Annotated in this window: 18 protein-coding genes; 9 read left to right on the top strand and 9 right to left on the bottom strand. The window is 41.7% G+C overall.

Annotated features, from left to right (window positions below):
• The first annotated feature begins 52 nt into the window (after nt 1–52).
• A complete protein-coding gene (locus V6Z54_RS08105) occupies nt 53–1060 on the top strand; it encodes a LuxR C-terminal-related transcriptional regulator (RefSeq protein WP_338527905.1) in 1008 nt (335 codons plus the stop codon).
• Nucleotides 1061–1095: 35 nt separating this feature from the next.
• Here the strand turns inward: V6Z54_RS08105 and yidA are convergent, their stop codons facing one another.
• The gene (gene yidA / locus V6Z54_RS08100; RefSeq protein WP_041087516.1) at nt 1096–1908 is read right to left on the bottom strand and encodes a sugar-phosphatase; all 813 of its coding nucleotides are present in this window, start codon (nt 1906–1908) and stop codon (nt 1096–1098) included.
• A gap of 301 nt (nt 1909–2209) precedes the next feature.
• On the opposite strand from yidA, the gene V6Z54_RS08095 reads away from it, so the two are divergent.
• Nucleotides 2210–2569 (top strand): MerR family transcriptional regulator, encoded by a 360-nt coding sequence (locus tag V6Z54_RS08095; RefSeq protein ID WP_039182663.1) that lies wholly within the window; start codon nt 2210–2212, stop codon nt 2567–2569.
• A gap of 130 nt (nt 2570–2699) precedes the next feature.
• Entirely contained in the window at nt 2700–3683 is a 984-nt protein-coding gene (locus tag V6Z54_RS08090) for a Gfo/Idh/MocA family oxidoreductase (protein WP_041087512.1), read from the top strand.
• A 39-nt stretch (nt 3684–3722) separates the two neighbouring features.
• Here the strand turns inward: V6Z54_RS08090 and V6Z54_RS08085 are convergent, their stop codons facing one another.
• A complete protein-coding gene (locus tag V6Z54_RS08085) occupies nt 3723–5237 on the bottom strand; it encodes a PAS domain-containing protein (protein WP_041087510.1) in 1515 nt (504 codons plus the stop codon).
• Nucleotides 5238–5551: 314 nt separating this feature from the next.
• Between V6Z54_RS08085 and V6Z54_RS08080 the strand changes: the two genes are divergently transcribed.
• Nucleotides 5552–6889 (top strand): amino acid permease, encoded by a 1338-nt coding sequence (locus V6Z54_RS08080; protein ID WP_073978779.1) that lies wholly within the window; start codon nt 5552–5554, stop codon nt 6887–6889.
• Between the two features lie 31 nt (nt 6890–6920).
• On the opposite strand, the gene V6Z54_RS08075 is transcribed toward V6Z54_RS08080, so the two are convergent.
• From V6Z54_RS08075 to V6Z54_RS08050, 6 genes are all read right to left on the bottom strand, one after another.
• Nucleotides 6921–7862 carry a DNA alkylation repair protein gene (locus tag V6Z54_RS08075; RefSeq protein WP_338527904.1) on the bottom strand — a complete coding sequence of 314 codons (942 nt, stop codon included), beginning with the start codon at nt 7860–7862 and terminating at the stop codon, nt 6921–6923.
• A 257-nt stretch (nt 7863–8119) separates the two neighbouring features.
• Nucleotides 8120–9448 (bottom strand): GntP family permease, encoded by a 1329-nt coding sequence (locus tag V6Z54_RS08070; RefSeq protein ID WP_039182672.1) that lies wholly within the window; start codon nt 9446–9448, stop codon nt 8120–8122.
• Between the two features lie 24 nt (nt 9449–9472).
• Nucleotides 9473–11017, bottom strand: coding sequence for a gluconokinase (gene gntK, locus V6Z54_RS08065; RefSeq protein ID WP_338527903.1), 1545 nt, complete (start codon nt 11015–11017; stop codon nt 9473–9475).
• Between the two features lie 184 nt (nt 11018–11201).
• Nucleotides 11202–12059, bottom strand: coding sequence for a MurR/RpiR family transcriptional regulator (locus V6Z54_RS08060; RefSeq protein WP_041087503.1), 858 nt, complete (start codon nt 12057–12059; stop codon nt 11202–11204).
• Nucleotides 12060–12151: 92 nt separating this feature from the next.
• Nucleotides 12152–13087: a nucleoside hydrolase gene (locus V6Z54_RS08055; protein ID WP_338527902.1), complete on the bottom strand. Its 936-nt coding sequence runs from the start codon at nt 13085–13087 to the stop codon at nt 12152–12154.
• Between the two features lie 96 nt (nt 13088–13183).
• Entirely contained in the window at nt 13184–13690 is a 507-nt protein-coding gene (locus V6Z54_RS08050; protein WP_338527901.1) for a DUF1433 domain-containing protein, read from the bottom strand.
• A 134-nt stretch (nt 13691–13824) separates the two neighbouring features.
• Here V6Z54_RS08050 and V6Z54_RS08045 point away from each other — a divergent pair, with 134 nt between their 5' ends.
• The 3 genes from V6Z54_RS08045 to V6Z54_RS08035 all read left to right on the top strand — a co-directional run bounded on the left by V6Z54_RS08045 (nt 13825) and on the right by V6Z54_RS08035 (nt 17491).
• Nucleotides 13825–15309, top strand: a complete 1485-nt coding sequence (locus tag V6Z54_RS08045) for a lipase (RefSeq protein WP_338527900.1) — start codon at nt 13825–13827, stop codon at nt 15307–15309.
• Between the two features lie 12 nt (nt 15310–15321).
• Nucleotides 15322–15732 (top strand): hypothetical protein, encoded by a 411-nt coding sequence (locus V6Z54_RS08040; protein ID WP_041087490.1) that lies wholly within the window; start codon nt 15322–15324, stop codon nt 15730–15732.
• A gap of 82 nt (nt 15733–15814) precedes the next feature.
• Nucleotides 15815–17491, top strand: a complete 1677-nt coding sequence (locus tag V6Z54_RS08035; protein ID WP_338527899.1) for a hypothetical protein — start codon at nt 15815–15817, stop codon at nt 17489–17491.
• Nucleotides 17492–17506: 15 nt separating this feature from the next.
• On the opposite strand, the gene V6Z54_RS08030 is transcribed toward V6Z54_RS08035, so the two are convergent.
• Entirely contained in the window at nt 17507–18406 is a 900-nt protein-coding gene (locus V6Z54_RS08030) for a LysR family transcriptional regulator (protein WP_041087486.1), read from the bottom strand.
• 172 nt (nt 18407–18578) lie between these two features.
• Here V6Z54_RS08030 and V6Z54_RS08025 point away from each other — a divergent pair, with 172 nt between their 5' ends.
• Complete coding sequence (locus V6Z54_RS08025) at nt 18579–19574, top strand: LacI family DNA-binding transcriptional regulator (protein WP_338527898.1); 996 nt, start codon at nt 18579–18581, stop codon at nt 19572–19574.
• Nucleotides 19575–19746: 172 nt separating this feature from the next.
• Nucleotides 19747–21012 carry an extracellular solute-binding protein gene (locus V6Z54_RS08020; RefSeq protein ID WP_338527897.1) on the top strand — a complete coding sequence of 422 codons (1266 nt, stop codon included), beginning with the start codon at nt 19747–19749 and terminating at the stop codon, nt 21010–21012.
• Nucleotides 21013–21100: the final 88 nt, after the last annotated feature.

Below are 21100 nucleotides of genomic sequence, written 5' to 3'. Positions count from 1 at the left end.
GACACCATAAAACACGATCCCTAAAAGTGGGGATTTTTGAGGAGGAGATCATGTGACCAATCCAGCCACTCATTTTCAGCAGCTGAGACAACACATTCGGGACGAACTTGCTGCCGTCCTTGATTTTGATGCCGCCTGTATCACGACCATTGATCCAGCCACTCTCCTCTCGACAGGTTCCTTCACAGATGAACCGATTGAAGAAATTCATGACCAGCTGTTTCAAAATGAGTTTTTAAAAAGGGACGTACATCAGCATGAGTTTCTAGCCAAAGGCCCTGTTCATGCTGCGAGCCTAGTCCAAAGCGGAGAATACCTTAGCAGTGATCGCTACCAAAACATTTTGTTACCTAAAGGATGGTCTGATGAATTGCGAGCAGCTCTTGTGATTCAAGGGGAATGCTGGGGGATGGCCAGCCTCTATCGTCTAAAGGACAAGGAACCTTTTCAAGAAAAAGATATCCAAGCGGTCATCGAACAAACGCCCAGGCTCGCAGCCAAGCTAAGAGATGAACTTTTCAAGAAAAGAGAAACTGAAGAAGACACGGCAGCGGAGCAACAAGGCTTCCTTATTCTTTCGCACGATTACAACCTTCTTTATGGAAATGAGACAGGTCTTCATTGGCTTCAGACTTTTCAAGCCTTTGAACAAATCCATGACAAGGCGATCATGCCACGCCCGTTTAGAGCATTAGGGGCAAAACTTTTATATGGCGGTATCGAGCAAACAACGGCAAGCATGACGAGATTGCCTACGGGGTTGTTCCTCTCTCTTCAAGCCTTTCGATTAGCGCAGGCTGACAGGCAGGAGGAGGCTATCATGATTCACATCAAACGAGCCCAAACAAATGATATCCTTCCTTATGCGGCGAAAACGTACAGACTGACAGAAAGAGAGATGAACGTCCTCGACTGCTTATTAAAGGGCCAGTCGACAAAGGAAATTGCGAGCACGTTATTTATTTCCCCCCATACCGTTCATGATCATGTGAAAGCGATGCTGCAAAAGACGAATTTAAGCAGCAGACGTATGCTTGTTTACTTTTTCTCCAATATATAAAAAAGCGGCTACCGCACTGGTAGACCGCTCTTTTCTTATTTTCCTAAAACCAGCTCATGCAGCACATGTGCTACTCCGGCTTCATTATTAGATTTTGTTACAACATCTGCTACGGCTTTGACATCATCAATGGCATTTCCCATAGCGACGCCGCAGCCCGCAAACTCTAGCATTGATACGTCGTTCCCATTGTCACCAATAGCCATGACTTCTTCACGAGGAATTCCCAGCTCCTTCGCTAGAAGCTTCACAGCATTTCCCTTACTCACTTCAGGATGCAGGATTTCAAGGAAGAAATCTGTACTTTTCACCATCATATACTTTTCCTTCACTTCAGATGGGATGGCTTGTATCGTTTTTTCCAAACGTTCTGGCTGATCAATATACATCATTTTCGGAAGTCTCATCGATGAATCTGCCTCTTCAACAGGCATATATTTCAGCGGCAGTTTTGTTAAGTAGGATTCAAGCACTGTGTATTCACTAATATCGCGATTCGGTGTGTATAAATTGGCTGAATCGAAATAATGCATCGGTGTATCCAGCTGACGGCTCAATTCATATAAAGAAGTTAAGTCATCATAGGATAATGTCAGCTCTGACACCACTTCATTTGTATGGCTGCTTTGAACAAGCGCTCCATTATAGGCGATCACATAATCTCCCTCTTGATCAAGGTGAAGATCAGCTAAATAACGATTTACCCCGCCAATTGGCCGGCCTGTACATAAAACAATTTTAATTCCTTCTGCCTTTGCCTGTTGAATGGCTTCAAACACTTCATCCGGCACTATATGTTGATCATTTAATAACGTACCATCCATATCAATTGCGACTAATTTATACATTCACTGGTCCCCTTTTCTCAGCAAAAACGTGCTGTCACTATTTTGAGCCACCATTACCATGATGACAGGTTATTTCATTACTATTTACCTATTTTAGCCTATCGTTTTTTCTTCACGCTGTCTACTTGTTCACATCTGTAACAAATATCACATGAGTCTACTCTATTATAACGTATTCTATTCATCGTGCTGATCCCCCATTTACAACAAGTAAAATAGTACAATTGTTCCCCACTATAGAATGTTTTGAAACTAGCAAATCTAATTGTATGATGGATAGCAAAGAAAGGAGGTGCAGGGAATGATTACGTTTACGAGAGGTAAATTGTCAAAAATGTCTGGAGTACATATTGAAACCATTCGTTTTTACGAAAATGAGGGGGTGCTCCCAGAACCAAAGAGAGCACATAACGGCTATCGTCTATATGATAAAAAATATGTACTCATGCTATCATTTATCACCGAAGCGAGAAAGCTAGATTTCTCGCTTAAAGAAATTCGTGAAATTATCAAATCACTTTTCGAAAAACAGTCAAAAACAGAAGCTGAACAGCTGCTTGAACAAAAAGTCGAAGATATCCAACACTCTATTCAAGAGTTAAAAAAGCGGAAGGCTGCCATTCAATTGTTAACAAAGCAAACATTAGCAAACATCAGCTGATTGTAACGGCTGCCAAAGGTGTACCGGTGTTGGTCACTGGCACACCTTCGCTCAGGTATCTCATTACACGTCCAATGAAAACATCGGTTATACTAGAGACAGCTTAAACGAGTGGAAGGGGTTTTGGAGAATGAACATCGCAACCATTGGAACAGGTATCATTGTGGAAGGCTTCCTTCAAGCGATTGAACAGCTCGAAGGTGCTTCTTGTCACGCTGTCTATTCAAGAAAGGAAGCAACGGCAAAGAAGCTCGCAGACAAATTTGGAGTGCAGACAACTTATACGGATCTAACCGCTATGCTAGAAGATCCTCACGTAGAAGCTGTTTACATCGCATCACCGAATCGTTTACATAGCGAGCATGCAACGGCTGCATTGAAACACGGAAAACATGTGATATGCGAAAAGCCTTTCACATCAAATGTTAAAGAACTGCAAGCCTTAATCGCTCTCGCAAAGGAAAAGCAGCTTCTCCTATTTGAAGCCATTACGACCGTTCATATGCCAAATTATCATTTAATCAAAAAGCATCTTCATCAATTAGGTAAAATCAAACTGGTTCAATGCAACTATAGTCAATATTCAAGCAAATATAATCAGCTGCTAGCCGGCGAAACGCCAAATGTCTTTAACCCTGAGTTCTCTGGAGGAGCGCTGATGGATATTAATATCTATAATATCCATTTCATCATGAACCTCTTTGGATCACCAGAGCAGGTAAGGTATCAGGCAAACCGCCATCCAAACGGTATTGACACATCTGGTGTTTTAACGTTCACTTACAATGATTTTATTGCGACAAGTGTCGGCAGTAAGGATACAAACAGCATGAACTTTGCATTGATTCAAGGAGAAAAAGGCTTTATTCATGTGAAAAATGGGGCGAATGGGTGCGAGGAAGTGCTGATGCATGTTGATGACAGGGTCATCTCACTCAATGCACAAACGAATCCAAACCGTCTGCATTATGAGGCAGAAGCTTTCCAGCATATCATTGAAACAAAAAATCATGAACAGTGCTATGCATGGCTTGATGAAAGTCTATCCGTGATGAAAGTCCTTGACGCTGCAAGAAAAGATGCAGGTATTGTTTTCCCAGCAGATCAATTTTAATGAAAAAACCGCCTTCTTCGAGAAGGCGGTTTTTGACGACTAAATACTCTTTGAATACGCCACAAGACGCTGAGACATGTGATTCACTTCATCAACTGCAGCATTCACCTGCTCTGTTAAAGCAGCCTGTGTTTGCGTCAGAGCTGTCATATTCGAAATATTATCAAGAATTTCATCAATTTGTGTTTTCATTTCCGCTAAACTAGATTCAATATTTTCAGTTGCATTGGCACTATGCAGCGCCAGCTTTCGTACTTCATCAGCAACGACAGAGAATCCGCGGCCCTGTTCTCCAGCTCTAGCTGCTTCAATTGCAGCATTTAGACCAAGCAGGTTCGTTTGGTTCGCCACTTCTTTGATTAAGTCAGAAATATTTTTCGTCTCATCAGCACTGTTTTTAGCTAGATTTGCGGCAGACGTTGACTGCTCTTGAGCAACAGCAAGCTCCTGTGCTTGATTTGTCACAGAACTAATGCCCGAGACCATCTCGCTAATAGAGCTTGAAAGCTGTTCTACTTGTGAAGCCATTTCATTCGCTGTTTTTTCTTTGTTTTTTTCTAACGTGATATCACGAATAGTTCCTGCCACACGAAGAGGCACACCTTTTTCATCACGAATGGTTTCACCACCCGCATGATACCAGCGGTACTCACCATTTTTACTCTGTAATCTGTAATCAATGTCGAATGGTGTGCGGCCAGAGTGGTCATTTAAATGATCCGCAAAAGCTTGGAGAGCCATTTCTTGATCCTCAGGATGCAGGCGGTCGCTCCAGCTGCTCAGAACATTTGGGAAATCTTTTTCATCCGTAAAGCCAAGAGTTGATCTGAACTGCGGAGACCACCAGAATTCGTTATTTGGATTGACTGGATCACCGGCCTCTACCACCATGTCCCAAGGAGCTTCAACAAGCGCACGGTTGATTAAGTCATATCTTGTGACGAATGCTTGCAGCTCTTCTTCTTTCAATTTCTGATCATGAATATCAAAAAGAGCTCCCGCCACACGAAGAGGGACACCATTTCGATCACGAACGGTCGTTCCAGTTGCTTTGAACCAGCGATAATCTCCGTTTTTTAACTTTAAGCGATATTCGATATCATACGGCGTACGCCCTGAATGATCCAATAAATGCGAAGAAAATGCGTCTAATGTATATTCTTGTTCATCCGGATGTATTCGAGATGCCCAGCTATCTAATAGATTTGGAAAATCGTGCTCATTTTGAAAGCCGAGCATTTTGCGGAATTCATCTGTCCATGTGAATTCATTTTTTGGATTGACCGGGTCTCCAGCGATGACGACCATATCCCATAAGCCAACTTTAATGGCTTTTGTCACTAATTCCACCCGCATTTGAATATTTTCATTTGCTTCTTGCATCTTTTGCAAAGCTTCATTAATTTGCGCTACCGCTTCTATCGTTTGGCTTGAAGAGAATGCAGCAGTGTCTAGTCTTGCTGAAAGGTCTCCTTTTTCGATTCTTTCTATTAATTGGCTGCTTTCACTCAGAAGGATTTCAGACGATGAATCATTTCCTTTTCTCTTAAACATCTTTCATATCTCCTTTCAACTTTAACGTTTTTGAAATATTTTACAGTTATAAATAATTCTCTATTAGGACTTTAGTAATACAAATGATATATCGACAAAAACTGAAAATTGTTTATGTCATAAATAAGGCAATTGTTCATTTATTTGAAGTTTCATTTTTAGAATATGGATGAAATAAGGTAATTATGGATATAAATATATATTTTGATAGAATTAACCTCTATTTTTGTCTGAAAAATCTCTTTTTTTATATTGACACTGACGTCTTGAAAAAAGAAAATGGAACATAAGCATTTTTAAAAAAGGAGAACGTCATGAGCGCGAATCAGGAGCAACAAGAATTAAAAAAGCTTTTATCACCGCGTCACATCCGCATGATTGCGATGGGCGGGGTCATTGGTACAGGAATCTTTAAAGGAAGTGCCGATACAATTGGTTTAGCGGGTCCTGGGGTCATCTTTTCCTATGTATTTGCCGGATTGCTGCTCCTCATTGTGATGGCAGCATTAGCCGAAATGGCCATTGTGTATCCGGGAAATAATCTTCGCGACCTTATACAAATTGCGCTTGGTCAACGTTTTTCATTTGTCGTCGGCTGGGTTTACTGTTTTATGTGGCTCACTGTATGTGTCATTGAGATTATTGCAGCTGGTAGCCTGCTTCAATACTGGCTGCCGAACGTACCTCTATGGTCTCTATGTTTACTTTGCTCACTCTTAGTCATCGGAATTAACTTAAATAATGTAAAATACTTTGGTGAAATTGAATTTTGGTTCGCTGGAATGAAGATTTTCGTTATTATTGTCTTTATTATTCTCGGTGCAGCATTATTATTTGGGATCATTCCAAACGAACAAAGCTCACCAGCGCTTACCAACTATCAAAACTTCGTCCCGAACGGATGGGGTGCGATTTTTGCATCACTTTTAGTGGTTATTTTCTCTTATGGAGGCTCTGAATTGATCGGGCTGACCATTACTGAAACAAAGGATGCAGAGAAGGTCTTGCCTGGAGTAGTCAAAAGTATGATGTGGCGGATTATCTTATTTTACACATTGCCGATTTTGATCATCTGCGGACTCATTCCTTGGAATCAAATTGACCCAAATAACAGTCCTTTTGTCCAAGTCTTCTCTGCTGCTGGTATGCAAGGCGCCTCTCACTTCATTAATTTCGTCTTGATTACAGCCGTTCTATCTGCGGCCAATTCTGGAATTTATGGAACGACGAGAATGATTCATTCTCTTTCTAAATCAGATGGCGGTCCGAAAAAGCTGGCACAGGTCAACAAAAGAGGCGTACCCATTTTGAGTTTATGGGTCACCGTTCTATTTCTTCTCATTGGAACATTCTTTGCTTACTTATATCCAGAGCAAATTTTCAGCTATATGCTGGCTATTCCTGGTTTTGCGGTTTCACTCATTTGGATCAGCATTTGTATGGCACATCTAAAGCTGCGTCCAAAATATCCACAGGAGCCGTATTTCAAGGTATGGCTGTTTCCGTATTTGACTTTATTTGCAGGTCTTGTACTCAGTTTGAGCTTTGTTTTGTTCCTATTCAGACAAGAAAACCTGCCTAGCTCCATTATCAGCATCGGCTTCTTAGTCGCTGCCATCATCGCTTCATTCTTAATGAAAAAGAAGGCTTAAACACCAAAACCCGCCGAAATGGCGGGTTTTTTCATGAGCTGCTATCTTCTGTTACCTCAAAATCAACCGATGCTTTTGGGATGCCGTTGATGATAATCGTTAAAGTATGGATTCCCTCATAGTGCTTTCTCGTCGTCATATTTTGAAAGGACTGTGACCTGACGAATTCTCTATGTAACGCTGCACTTGTTTCAAACTCTGTGATTTTAAATACCTTTTGATTGCGGGTACCCCGGGCTTTGACATAGTCTATGGCATACTCTACACGCAGCTTTAGGGGCTTAACAGCTTGAAGTATAAATTGAAAGGTCATTTTCTCTCCAATACGAATGGGATTTTGCACTACCTTCAAATCCGTTACTTGAACAGATGGATCGTCCCCATAACCAAACAAAGCCATGATATCTGGATCGCCTTTTTTTAGTAATGTACGGGATGCATGTTTGATGATCCAGTTCGTATGTTCATTCGTTCCATACCATTTTTTAGCCATCTTTTTCATCAGATCAGGCTGAATTGCAGAAATATCATTTAAGTGGTTCGCTACACTTTTTTGCACATACCGCGCTGGGTCCGACTTCAAGTTTTCTAATATAGGCAGCGTAACCGAAGGATCCTTTTTAAGCGCAGGAACAGTTAATCCCCATGGCAAACGTGGTCTGCATCCTTCACTAGCAAGCCGCCGGATATGCTCATTTTGATTCTGTGACCAGACGAGCATTTGCGCCAGCATTTTATCTTGATCCTGAATCAGAAAAGGCCGAACAGCAAATTCAGAAGTGGAAAAAGGTGTAAAGAATTCGAGCGCCTTGATCGAGATATCCCAATGTGCTAGACCGTACGTCTCGACGTAGTCTGGAAATACAAGCGCACTAAGTCCTGAAAAATGCGGGGCTGTCTGACGCAGCACCTTAATTGCCTGCTCATAATCCTTAGGTAGACAGGCATGCATTGATTCAGTGACTCTTCTCATTCTGCCTTTTAACTCCAGCTGCTCCCAATCCTTTTGGAGCACAAGCCGTTGGAATTCTTCAGCATCAAATCCAGTCGACGCTTGTGCAAGTTTCTCCGCTAATTCTTCAATAAATAATTTATGATAAACATGTTTTAATGGTTCGATCGTGTCCGCCTCCCGCTTTTCAATATCTTCATTTTACCCCAATCTGAAAAAGGAGGTATGGATAAAAGTAAAAACAGCCCAATTCCGTAGAACCAGGCTGTTGTGTTTCGTTATATAAACATATTAATGATCATAATAAATGCAATAGCACTAACAGAAATGATCGTCTCCATAGCCGTCCATGTCAAAAACGTTTCTTTAATGGTCATACCAAAATACTCTTTAATCAGCCAAAAACCAGAATCATTGACGTGAGACAAAATCAACGAACCCGCCCCTGTAGCTAACACTAGAAGCTCTCTGCTCACATCCGGCATAGATGCAGCAATCGGTGCGACAATACCAGCTGCGGTCATCATGGAGACCGTAGCAGATCCTGTTGCCACACGAATAACCGCAGCAATCAGCCAGCTAAGCAAAATTGGCGAGATCGGCGAGTGTTTGGCTAAATCTGCAATATAATCACCGACACCTGAATCGATAAGCACATTATTGAAAGCCCCGCCTGCTCCAATGACAAGCAGAATGGAAGCGATCGGACCTAAGCACTCATTACTAAAGGAAAGCACCCGGTCACGGCTCATCCCTTGCACAAAGCCAAGACTGAAGAAAGAATACACGGTTGCAATCAGCAGTGCTGTAATTGGATCTCCAATGTACTTGAATATCTGAAACCATAAACTGTCCTCTGGTAAAATAATATCTGCCAGTGTGGCAAGGAGCATTAGAATCACGGGCACTAAAATCGTAAACATCGTATTTGCAAAGCCGGGAAGTTTTCGATCTTCATTGCGTTCAGTAAATTGCTTTCTCAGCAGCTCTGGAACTGGTTTATGAATCCGTTTTCCAATCCATTTCCCATACAGCGGCCCAGCAATAATAGCTGTCGGTAAACCGACAATAATGGAAAAGAAAATGGTTTTCCCCACGTTGGCATGATAGATGCCGACAGCCGCCATGGCAGCTGGATGAGGCGGCACAAGACCATGAACGACAGACAAGCCAGCAATGAGCGAAATCCCAATTGTCACGAGCGAGATGCCCGTTTCAATCGCAATCGTAAACAATAAAGGAATGAGAAGAACGAATCCGACCTGGAAAAAGACAGGTATCCCCACAATAAAGGCAACAAACATCATAGCCCAATGCACATTTTTTGTCCCAAACCGCCCGATTAATGTGTGAGCGATCCGCTCAGCTCCACCTGATTCAGCCATCATTTTCCCAAGCATGGTGCCAAGTGCTAGAACTATGGCCAACAATGATAACGTATTGCCTAACCCCGTTTTAATGGATTGAATGATTTCCTGCAGGTCCATTCCTGTGGCAAAGCCGACTAACATAGAAGTAATAATTAAACTCACAAACGGATTCAACTTAGCAACTGTTATGAGGATGAGTAACAGGACAATTGCTGCAATCACGATGAATAAAAGCATGCTCTCCCACCTTTTCCCTGATGTTTAATGATTTTGTTTTAATTGCAGCGCACTGATGACATCAAATTCATCCTTCAGTTTGTCATAGAGGCGCTCATATAAGTAAAACAGTTCTATGTATGTTTCATTGTTCTCCATATTTGGTTCATGACGGGCAGAGATTCGAATCCAATCTTGAACCTCTTCTATCTCTTCCATATAACCTAAACTATGAAGTGCGAGGACAGCCGCCCCAAGTGCTGATGCCTCGTAGCTTTCTGGGACAAGTACTTCCCTGCCCATCGTATCCGCTAAAATCTGCCGCCACAGCGGAGATCGTGCAAATCCACCCGAAGCCCTGACATCCTTTGCTGAACCGGTTAAATCCCTTAAGGCAACACCGATTGAGAAAACACTCATAATGACGCCTTCTAACACAGCTCTTATAAAATGCTCCCGCTTATGCTGGAGACCGATCCCAAAAAAAGTGCCTCTCGCATTTGGATTCCAATAAGGTGCACGTTCACCTGTTAAAAATGGCAGAAACAGCAGTCCCTCTGAGCCGGCTGGAACTTTTTTCGCAATATCAATCATCAGATCGTAAGGGTCCACTCCAAGGCGCTTTGCTACCTCCACCTCTGAGGATCCAAATTCATCCTTCAGCCATCTCAGCATGATTCCGCCATTATTTGTCGGTCCTCCAACCACCCAATGCTTATCAGTCAACGCATAGCAGAACGTTCTTGATTGTTCATCTGTGATTGGTTTGTCCACGACCGTACGGACTGCACCGCTTGTCCCAATCGTGACAGCCACCTCACCTTTTCCAATCGCTCCCACACCTAAATTCGCGAGAACCCCATCATTCGCACCAACCACAAATGGTGTATCTTCCGCAATACCCATTCGCAGGGCGATCTCTGGCTGAAGACCTCTGAGCTGATGCGTCGTCGGAACAAGTTCAGACAATTGATTGGCTTTAATTCCAGTAATACGAAGCGCCTCTTCATCCCATTGAAGCGTTTCCAATCGGAACAGCCCTGTTGCTGAAGCAATTGAATAATCGACCACATACTGGCCAAAGAAATGATAAAGAATATATTCTTTGATGGAAATAAATTTCGCTGCCTTCTTGAAGACATCAGGTTCCATTTCCTTGAACCACCTTATTTTTGAAAGCGGTGACATTGGATGGATCGGTGTACCGGTTCTTGTATACACTTGGAAGCCATCCATGTCCGAAATGATTCGCTTCGCTTGTTCTGCACTTCTGTTATCTGCCCAAATGATACTGTTCGTTAACGCCTTGCCATCCTTATCCATCACAATCAAGGAATGCATCGCTGTACTAATTCCGATGCCTATGAGACGTTTTGCATCAAATGCTGCTTTCGTCAATGCACCTCTTACACTTGCAATGACGGCTTCTAATATATGTTCAGGGTCCTGTTCAACCCATGCTGGCTGGGGCTGAATGAGATCATAAGGAACCGAATGCTTTGCTATCACTTTCCCCTGTGGTCCAAACAGAACCGCCTTTGTACTTGTTGTTCCAATATCCAAACCAATTACCGCCTGGTTTCCCTTCATCTGTATCACGCCCAATCATTGATTTGAAATCATATTTATTGTTTTCTTATACCTGTTAAATCCCATTATAGGAATAATTTTTTCGACATTCAACGACTGAAAAGAAAATTTTTTTCACTTAAAAGCTCACAATCGTTACCACAACAGCATTTTTCATTAATAGAAAAATTTATTTTTGAAACCATTACACCCTTTTTTGTGAAATGGTTTCTCTCATTTGTTTTAAATTCGATAAAGTTTCCTGCTGCCTTAAGTGAGCAAGTGCAAAGTATAGTACGTCAATGACAGTGAGCTGAGCAAGTCTTGCAGACATCGCTTCTGTTCGAAAGGCCGTTTCTTGCGTCGATGTATACAACGTGACATCAGCAAGCTGGCTCAATGGAGAACGCTGATAGCTTGTAATACCGATGGTTTTCGCGCCTTTTTCCTTTGCTGTTTTCATCGCATCGAGTAAATCTTTATTCCGGCCAGAATGAGATATACCGATCACTGTACTGTGCTGGTCTAGAAGACCGGCAGACATCGCTTGAAAATGAGAATCCGTATGAACAATACAGTTGATGCCTGTCCTCATAAATTTATGAAAAGCGTCTGTTGCAATGAGGCCAGACCCGCCACTCCCATAAAACTCTAAGCGCTGTGCTTCATGAATGATTTGTATGGCTTTTTCTACATCCTCTGGATTCAACAATTGAAAGCTATCCTTTAATGCGGATATATTCGCCTGAAAAACCTTTTGCATAAAAACGGCCGTATCATCATCAAGACTCATTTCTTCGTCTACATAATCAGGCTTTGTTTGATCTATTTCCTGGGCAATTGCAATTTTCAAGTCTTGAAAGCCCTCAAATCCAAGCCTTTTACAAAGACGAAAAATCGTTGCCTCTGAGCTAGCTGTCTTTTTGGCAAGCTCGACAATAGACAAATGAATAATGTCGCCAGGTTCACTCGTAATATGTTCTGCAATTCCTTTCAGCTTTGGCGGCAATCCTCTGCTTGCTGCTCGTATTTTTTCAATACTACTTAAACTGACAGAAGCCAATTGACTTCACTCCTTCCTTAATCATGTGAGCGCATACATTTCCTCATGTTCCCATCTTATAAAAAAGAAGCCTGTTTGCACAGACTTCTTTTTTATGAATTCATCGTTTTGATCAATAAATCAAAAAAAGCTTCAGCATCTACATCCATACACACTTGGACATTGCGCTCTTTCTCCCATTGGTGCTGAAAATCACAGATCATTTGACCGTCACAAAACTCACTCTTCGTCTCCACTTCTACATGATAAGCCTGTGTGCTTACAAGCTTCTTGTTAATGGCAAGACTTACAGCAAGCGGATCATGCATGGCACACGCCCACACACCATTGCGCTCAAAATAGCGTTGGCGGTAAATGCTTGTACTCTCTCTGATGTAAGCTGCCAACGTTTCATTTTGAATGGCATCGATTCTCTCATCCGTTAACAAGACCTGTCTCGTGACATCCAGTCCCACTTGAGTCAATGAAGGGAACCCAGCATCCAGCACCAATTTTGCCGCTTCTGGATCTGCATATGTATTAAATTCCGCAACCGGTGTGACATTCCCCTGTCCCTGCACGACTCCCCCCATAAAAATGACCTCTTTCACATGATGAATCAGCTCAGGGCATTTTTTTACCGCAAGGGCTAAATTCGTTAAAGGCCCTGTCAACACAAGCGTGACCTGCTTCGAATACTGCAGCACTTGTTCAATGATAAAATCAGGCGCAAAACCAGCATCTGCGGTCTTCTTAGGCCGGGCGTCCTTTAAAGCGCCACCAATTCCATCCTCACCGTGTACCCGATGTTCATAATGAGGTGCTCTTAAAAGAGGGGTTGCTGAACCTTTGATGATAGGAATGTTATCTGCCTCAACCAACTCAAGCACTTTACACGTATTCAAAGTAGCGGTATCGACAGACACATTCCCGCACACCGTTGTAATCCCCAACATATCAAACTGCTTACTTTTCACTGCCAGCATAATCCCAATCGCATCATCGATTCCAGTATCTACATCCAAGATCAATTTCTTTGTATTTGCCATGGATGAAATCTCTCCCTTTTAATAGTGTTGTTAGGTGAATGATAGCATATGCCTGTTTCAACTATTTGGGGTTAATCGGAAATTACTTACTTGTTATTACTCTTTTTCTCCAATGTCTTTAAGATATTGTTCGCGTTCTTTTTTGGGGAGGCTTTTTAGGAAATTCTCTTTTAATTCCGGTTCATCTTTATATTTTTCCCAGTCCCTGAATCGAATTGATAACTCATATGAATAATTCATAGAACTAATTTCATTAGTTCTATACTTTAAAGATGCAGAAAAATTGAACTTCTCAGGTTCATCGTTAACGTATCCTTTAACAATAATATAGCCCATAGGACTAATGGTAACTCCCTTTTTAAAAGTTATATCTTTTATAAATTGATGGATGTCCATTTCATGAAGGTCTTCTTCTATTTTCGGTTTCATTTTTTCAGCTAGTTCTTCTGCCTTTTGTTGATCACTTTTCTCTTTTTCTTGCACAGTATTCTTTCCTCCTGAATCGCTAGTTTTATTTTGCTTATCATGTTGGATTAAAAGCACTACCACCGATATGATTATTATTATAATTAGAGCAAATAAAACCTTTAATGTATTTTTCATTAGCAACTATATCCACCTTTTAAAAAGTTAAAATATATTTTTAAACTTTATGCTCTTTAAATCCCAGACCATAATAGATATTTAATAAACTATATAATATAATTATTATGATAAATATTACAGGAGTGACAGTTTTGTCTAAAAAGATATCAAGAATTATGCTTAGCGACGAAGACTATAATAAAATTTCGGACGAATCCTATAAAATAGAAAATTATAGTGATTCAAACATGATAAAAATAAGTAATGGTAACAACATGTACGTCATTGATTATAAAGAGACGGAAAAAGGGCTCAATGCCTTAACTCTTGTTTCTGAAGAGGATTTCACTCGATCGAATGGCGGCAAAGACCTCACCAAAATCAAAAACGCAGTCATCGCATACCGTGGCTCAGAACCGATTGGTGCAGGCCAATATAAAGATACCATTAAAAAACATGGAAAAAAAGAGTCAGATGATCTTCTTTCTACCATTTTGACGAAGCTGCCTCCTTTTAGTCGGTCGAAGGGTTCACAGGAAGTGACGACTAAGTTGACAACAGGCACAACCGCCTATACAAATGAAATTGTTCAAGATTGGATGGTTTCGGATACAAAGTATCTGATTAAAAATATCCCATTTGAGCATGGTGCAGAGAATCAAATGGTTCAAGCGGATCGATATGCGAAAGAAATCCATAAGAAAATGCCGAATGCGAAGATGTATGTGACAGGGCATTCACTCGGCGGGTCAAATGCTTCCTATGTTCTTGTCAAAAATGATTTTATTCAAGGAGGGGTCACCTTTGAGAATCCGAATATTTACCCAAATCTATCGGATGGCCTACAGGCTAAAGCATTAAAAGGCGATTACCGCAGTAGATTAACAGAATATATCAATCTCAATGACGGGCTTTCTCTTTTAAATCGGCATACGACAGAAATCGGCCGAGTGAAAGTGATGTATGATGCCGCTCTCCCTGAAGGCGTCGATTACTCCGAGGACTCCTCAAAAGCCGTCCAATTCATAAAAGACCTCCTCAATCGGGCAATGAGTGTGAATCCTTCACTGGATGCGAATTTATTTCTTGAAGCACTCGCTGGCAGCCATGGATTAGATCGTTATACCTTTTCGCCAGATGGCTCCGTTCAAACCATTGATGATATGTTGAGAAAAAATCCTTCTCTTACCACGGCCATGTTACAACAGTTGGGTCAATCTAATGTTGATCCGCATAGTGTAGTGGCGATTTTAATTAAGTCCCACGTTCTCATGAACACAGGGCGTAAATTCTCGACATATGCCGATCACCATATGCAGCAAATCATTCGCAAAATTGAGAAACCCGATGACAAAGTAGATCAATCGGTAGAACGAGTTCGTTCGAGATACAAACAAATTGTCGGTTTCGGTTCGTATGATCAGCTAACGGCTTCAGATGTAGATACCGTGATTCGACACTTAAAAACAGAGGGTCTTGAAAATGAGTTCTATTCGGTCAAAAAGTATGATACAGCGATTGATAGCGCTATGAATATGAAAAGGTGGATGGTCTCAATATCAGATGATATGAGCGATCTTGGAAAACAATACCACGATGCAGATACAGCCCTGGCAAAGAACATGGGTATTTCTTAAGGAGTACGATAAATGGAATTTTCAAAGAAACAACCAACAGATGCAGATCGTTTTTTGCAAAGAATGACAGATACGCATACATCAAGCTCCATCTTCTCAAAAGCAAACTTTGACACGGAAGACATGACACCAGCAGAGCTGGCAGCTTTGAAAGCAAAGATCAAAGAAGAACAGAAAACAGCACTTATCAGAGCCATCCGGCATCAGCTTCAAAATGAATTTGCAGATGACCGTCAAGAAGCGGAAAAAATTTTAGATCTAATCGATGAACTTCAGATCAAAGTGTATACACATCAAAATCGCATCCAAACACATATGTCAGGTCAAGCCATTGATGCCTTAATAGAAAAAATTGAACAAAGACTCAAGTTTTACGAACTGAAAGAAGATGTTCGTTCCGCCATCAACTCGATTGGCATTTAGATGAACCTTCCATCCGATGAATCTTTTCCCTGCCTCACTCGTATATACTAAAAGAGTGATTGATTTGAAAGGAGATCTGTTTGTGGGATATATTCTGTTATTTTCGGTTGTGATCGGTCTTGTCCTGACCCTTTTGCTCACACCAATTAGGTTGATTATAAGAAAGAAAGGAACAGAACAGCAGGTGCCGTTCATGTGGATTGCAGGCCTTGCTTTGCTGTTTATGATCGGTATTTTTGTTTTCTATTACATCACCAATTTAGATCGGAATCCTTCCTCCCTATGGCTGATTGGTCTTGTTGTGACAGCAGCAGGCGCCTTTTTGTCAGTTGGATTGGAGCGTAAAATCAAAGGCGTGCTGTTTCTTATTCTATTGCTGCTCGGTGTTTACATGGCGACAGCTTTTCTATTCAATGCGAATGAGAAATTCGATGTCTCCAAAATGGAGCAAAAAGTAGAAATCAAGGCGTTTGAAGAGACAGAAACACCTGCGAGTGTACCGCCTCAATTTGCCCGTAATAAAATGAAGAAATCGTTCGGACAGGTTCCAAATACAAGCTACTATGAGCTTGGCAGCTTGCAAATTCAGAAGGTCAACGGTGAGTATGTTTACATCGCTCCGGTGGAATTCTCGGACTTCTTTAAATGGATTCGTGCAGGCAGCACGCCGGGTTACTTTACATTAAGCGCGACCGACTCATCTGCTAATCCAAAGTTCGTGAAGACGGAGATGGTTTATACGCCTTCCTCCTATTTCAACAAAGAAATTGAGCGGCATATCCGTCTCCAGTACCCAGATTTGATTTTCTACGGCGGCACACAGCTGGAAATCAATGATGACGGCAAGCCTTATTACATTCAAACGTATGGCGATTTCATTTCTGCCCGAAACGGCTTTAAAGCTTCCGGTGTGGTCATAGTTGATGCCAAAACAGGTGCGACAAAGAAATATGCTCTAGATCAAGTACCTGCCTTTATCGACGGTGCTGTTTCACCAGAGGCGGTCAGTCTGCAAAACAGCTATTTCGGAAACTATATTCACGGGTTCTGGAACAGTATGTTTGGGAAGTCAGATGTAAAGCTGCCTTCCGATGAAGGAACGGAAGCAAATGTGAGCCCAGTGTTTGATTCAAAAGGAGATATGTATTACTTCACAGATTTCACAAGTCCGAAAGAGGGCGTTGATTCCATGCTCGGATATGCCCTGACAAATGCCCGGACAGGAAAAGCGACTTATTATACCGGAAATCTTGAAGAATCCTATATGGATTCTCAGGGCGCTCTGCAAATTATTGAGAAACGTTTCATCGAGAAGAAATGGAAAGGCCGCATGCCGATTCTCTATAATTTCTATGGTGAAGCCAGCTGGCTCACACCGGTTCTCGATTCAAATGGATTCCTGCAAAACTACTTTATTGTTTCTGCAGCCAATCCAGAAATCGCTGCGTACGCGTCTACACCAAACGAAGCACTGAGAGCCTATAAAACAGCTCTGCAAAAAGGCGGCGGTACCGTTAACAGTTCCTCTAAGCAAGAAAAGAAAGAAGCAGCAGGGAAGGTCAAACGAGTCTACAAAGAAAAGACCGGTGATTATACAACCGTCACCTTCCTGCTAGACGATGGAAAAAGCTACACTATGTCATCTGAAAAAGAACCTCTCGTCATCTATTTAAAAGAGGGCGATCAGGTCACCATGAAATATACAGATACAGGTGAAATCTTCCTTCCAGTCGATGAAATCAAAATCAAAGGGTTATAAAAAAAGGAGCTTCTCCTATTGTGGAGAAGCTCCTTTTTTCTCTTTCCTTAACAATTCAACGAGCAATTCCTTATTTTTATTTCCCCCAGTCATCGGTGACTCGACATAGGAGAATTTTCGTTTGAAATCCATGCCTCTCACAGAAATAACAGCCAATTCACCGCCAATGCTGCCTCGCTGGAGGACATATTTAGATAAAACAGAAAGACCCATTCCGTGGATCACAGCTTCTTTAATGGCTTGATTGCTGCTAAAGGTCACAAAGGTTCGTGCTTTCAGTCCATTTGATTTCAGGACATGCTGTAAATATTCTCCTGTCCCTGATCCCTCTTCTCTCGTGATCCATGTTTCGTTTTGTAATTGATCAATGGTGACATCTTTTTTCTTGGCAAAAGGATGATCTAATGGCGCCACAATATACAGCTCGTCCTCTAGAAAAGTTTCTACAGAAAGCTCTTTGTCATTGGTTTGTCCTTCGATCAAACCGATATCGACATGGAATAAACGGACATGTCCGGCGATCGCCTCTGTATTATCAATGACCACCTCAATATCAACATGCGGATAGAGCTGATGAAACTCCGCCAATATTTGCGGCAGCACATACTCACCAATTGTGAAGCTCGCCCCAATGGTCAGCTTTCCTCTTGCCAAATGATGATGCTCATAAATGTCCTGCTTCGCCTGTTCATAGAGACGAATGATTTGTTTTGATCGATGGTACAGCATATCCCCAGTTGGTGTAACGGTTAATTGCTTCGGCGAACGATTCAGCAGAACGGTCTGGAATTCCTGCTCCAAGTTCTTAATATGAAGACTGACACTTGGCTGAGAAATCCGCAGCTTTTGGGCTGCTTTTGTAAAGTTCTTCTCCTCCACCACTGTCACAAAAGTCTTCAGTGCATCGTAATACATCGGCCCCTCTCCTATCAGAAATCTTAATCCAACACCTTACATATATATATCTTACTAATTCCTTTCCAGCACGTAAAGAACCGTCTAAACGAAAACAATTTAATAAAAATATTTACTAATTTTTTTAAAGACTCTATACTAAGAGGAGATATTTTCTATAGGAGGTGCTGATTTGGCAGCTAAAATAAAGGACATTGCAGAAAAAGCAGGCTTATCCATTGCAACGGTATCTCGCGTACTGAACCAAGATCCCAACCTATCTGTCACCGATCAAACACGCGAAAAAGTATATGCCGCCGCAGAAGCTTTGTCCTACCAAAAGAAGACATTCAAACATTCATTAAAAAAAATCGCCTTTCTCTATTGGATGACCGAAAAGGAAGAGCTTGAAGATATTTATTTTAAATCCATTCGACTAGGCATTGAGGAACTGACCAACACTCGGAGTTTAAATGTTACCGCTTACAATCCGTCTGATGGCCTTCATTCCATTGATCCTGCTACAGAAGGGATCATCGCCATCGGCCGATTTAAAACATCAGAGCTTGACCAATTATATGCGGTCACTCCGCACATTGTCTTTATTGATACGACACCAGATGAAGATCGTTTTGATTCTGTAAAGCCGAACCTGAAACGAATTGTAGAAAAGATCATCGATTCTTTTATCGAAAAAGAACACCAATCCATCGGATTCATAGGAGGCACAGACCTTGATCTAAATACGAACGTGCACATTCCAGATATTCGTGAAACGACTTTCCGTGAATACATGCTTGCCCGCCATATGCTTGATGAGCGATTGGTCTATATCGGCCACCATTTCTCAGTCGATGAAGGCTATTCGCTCATGATGAAGGCAATTGATGAGCTTGGTGATGATCTGCCCACCGCTTTTTGTGTCGCTAGTGACCCTCTTGCCATCGGCTGCTTACAAGCATTAAATGAGCGTGGATTTTCTCTGCCGAATCGCGTCAGCGTTTTTAGTATCAACGATATTCATGTATCTCAATATGTGTCGCCACCGCTCACCACGTATCATATCCATACGTCATTACTTTGTGAGACAGCGATCGATTTACTTTTAGAAAGACTTGTGGACGGCAGAACATTGCCTAAAACTGTTCTGATTGCCTCAGAGCCTGTTTTTCGAAAAAGCACCATATAATCAACTGGAAGCCCCTCCTAATATGGAGGGCTTCTTTTCTCTCTATATGAGTAAAAAATTTTACTTAATAAATTTAATAAAATATGTTTACTTTTTTTACTTAAGTTGATATTCTCACATTAAGAAAGCGTTTTCTTATCATCTGTGAAAAAAGAACGAGAGGGGATTACCAATGAAAAAGGGAAAATGGGCGACATTATCAGCAGTCGTTGGTACTGCTGTGCTTCTGCTTTCAGCATGCGGGCCAGGAGATGACAATTCAAGCGGGACTCAGCCAGCATCTACAGGTACAAAGACCTTGCTAGTATGGGAGGATGTCAAAAAGTCTGATGGGATTCAAGACGCTGTAAAAGAATTCGAAAAACAAAACGATGTGAAAATCAAAGTGGTCGAAAAAGCGTATGCCGACCAAATCGAAGCTCTCCGCCTTGATGGAGCAGCGGGGACAGGCCCAGACGTTATTACAATGCCTCACGATCAAATTGGATCAGCTGTTACTGAGGGGCTGTTACAGGAAATCAAGCCTGATCAAAAAGTAATCGATTCCTTCACAGACGAATCCATTCAATCACAAACGGTAGACGGCAAGCTGTATGGACTTCCTAAATCCGTTGAAACAACCGTGCTTTTCTATAACAAAGACCTTGTCAAAAAGGCACCAACTACACTTGATGGCTGGTATGACCTTTCGAAAAAGCTGACAAAAGACGGGAAATACGGTTTTGTTGCGAAATGGGATGAAATTTACTATGCACAAAGTGTGTTAGGCGGATCAGGGGGCTATATTTTCAAACAAAAAAACGATGGCTCCTATGATGTGAATGATATTGGTCTTAACAACGATGGCGCCATCGAAGGCGGAGCATACATTCAAAAATTCTTTAGCGAAGGACTTTTCCCGAAAGGCATCATTGGTGAACAAGGAATCAATGTCCTCAACTCCTTATTCACAGAGAAAAAGGCGGCAGCTGTCATTTCTGGTCCATGGTCATTTGGTCCATATAAAGAAGCTGGAATTGACTATGGCGTAACAGAGCTGCCAACACTCCCGAACGGAAAGCATATGAGCTCATTCCTAGGTGTAAAGAGCTACAACGTCTCCTCTTATTCTAAAAATAAAGAACTTGCTGAGAAATTTGTTGAGTTTATCACGAATGAAAAAAATTCGAAGAAACGATTCGAAGTGACAGAGGAAATTCCACCAGTGAAAAAGCTGATGAAGGATCCAATTATTACTGAAAACGCAAATGCAGATGCTGTTTCAAAACAAACGAAATATGCCACGCTGACACCGAATACCCCTGAAATGGCAGAGGTGTGGAAGCCGATTGACAGCGCATTAGGTCTTATTGCGACAGGCCGGACAGATGTGAAAAAGGCATTTGATGATGCGGTCAATCAAATCGACTCTCAAATTAAAGCAAATCACTCTAAATAATCATCAAACACGGGTAGCCTTTAAGTCTATCAAGCTGCCCGTATTTGATCTAATTTCATATGAAGTAGGTGTTAGACGTGACGGGTAA

The organism is Bacillus sp. MAG717A (genome assembly GCF_036884855.1).
Classification (GTDB): domain Bacteria; phylum Bacillota; class Bacilli; order Bacillales; family Bacillaceae; genus Bacillus; species Bacillus safensis.
This window is presented reverse-complemented; position numbering and strand designations above follow the sequence as displayed.

What these genes read in the sequence shown, in the direction of transcription:
- yidA (WP_041087516.1), bottom strand. Translation starts at nt 1,908, where the DNA reads ATGTATAAATTAGTCGCAATTGATATGGATGGTACGTTATTAAATGAT.
- V6Z54_RS08095 (WP_039182663.1), top strand. Translation starts at nt 2,210, where the DNA reads ATGATTACGTTTACGAGAGGTAAATTGTCAAAAATGTCTGGAGTACAT.
- V6Z54_RS08090 (WP_041087512.1), top strand. Translation starts at nt 2,700, where the DNA reads ATGAACATCGCAACCATTGGAACAGGTATCATTGTGGAAGGCTTCCTT.
- V6Z54_RS08085 (WP_041087510.1), bottom strand. Translation starts at nt 5,237, where the DNA reads ATGTTTAAGAGAAAAGGAAATGATTCATCGTCTGAAATCCTTCTGAGT.
- V6Z54_RS08080 (WP_073978779.1), top strand. Translation starts at nt 5,552, where the DNA reads ATGAGCGCGAATCAGGAGCAACAAGAATTAAAAAAGCTTTTATCACCG.
- V6Z54_RS08075 (WP_338527904.1), bottom strand. Translation starts at nt 7,862, where the DNA reads ATGAGAAGAGTCACTGAATCAATGCATGCCTGTCTACCTAAGGATTAT.
- V6Z54_RS08070 (WP_039182672.1), bottom strand. Translation starts at nt 9,448, where the DNA reads ATGCTTTTATTCATCGTGATTGCAGCAATTGTCCTGTTACTCATCCTC.
- gntK (WP_338527903.1), bottom strand. Translation starts at nt 11,017, where the DNA reads ATGAAGGGAAACCAGGCGGTAATTGGTTTGGATATTGGAACAACAAGT.
- V6Z54_RS08055 (WP_338527902.1), bottom strand. Translation starts at nt 13,087, where the DNA reads ATGGCAAATACAAAGAAATTGATCTTGGATGTAGATACTGGAATCGAT.
- V6Z54_RS08050 (WP_338527901.1), bottom strand. Translation starts at nt 13,690, where the DNA reads ATGAAAAATACATTAAAGGTTTTATTTGCTCTAATTATAATAATAATC.
- V6Z54_RS08040 (WP_041087490.1), top strand. Translation starts at nt 15,322, where the DNA reads ATGGAATTTTCAAAGAAACAACCAACAGATGCAGATCGTTTTTTGCAA.
- V6Z54_RS08030 (WP_041087486.1), bottom strand. Translation starts at nt 18,406, where the DNA reads ATGTATTACGATGCACTGAAGACTTTTGTGACAGTGGTGGAGGAGAAG.
- V6Z54_RS08020 (WP_338527897.1), top strand. Translation starts at nt 19,747, where the DNA reads ATGAAAAAGGGAAAATGGGCGACATTATCAGCAGTCGTTGGTACTGCT.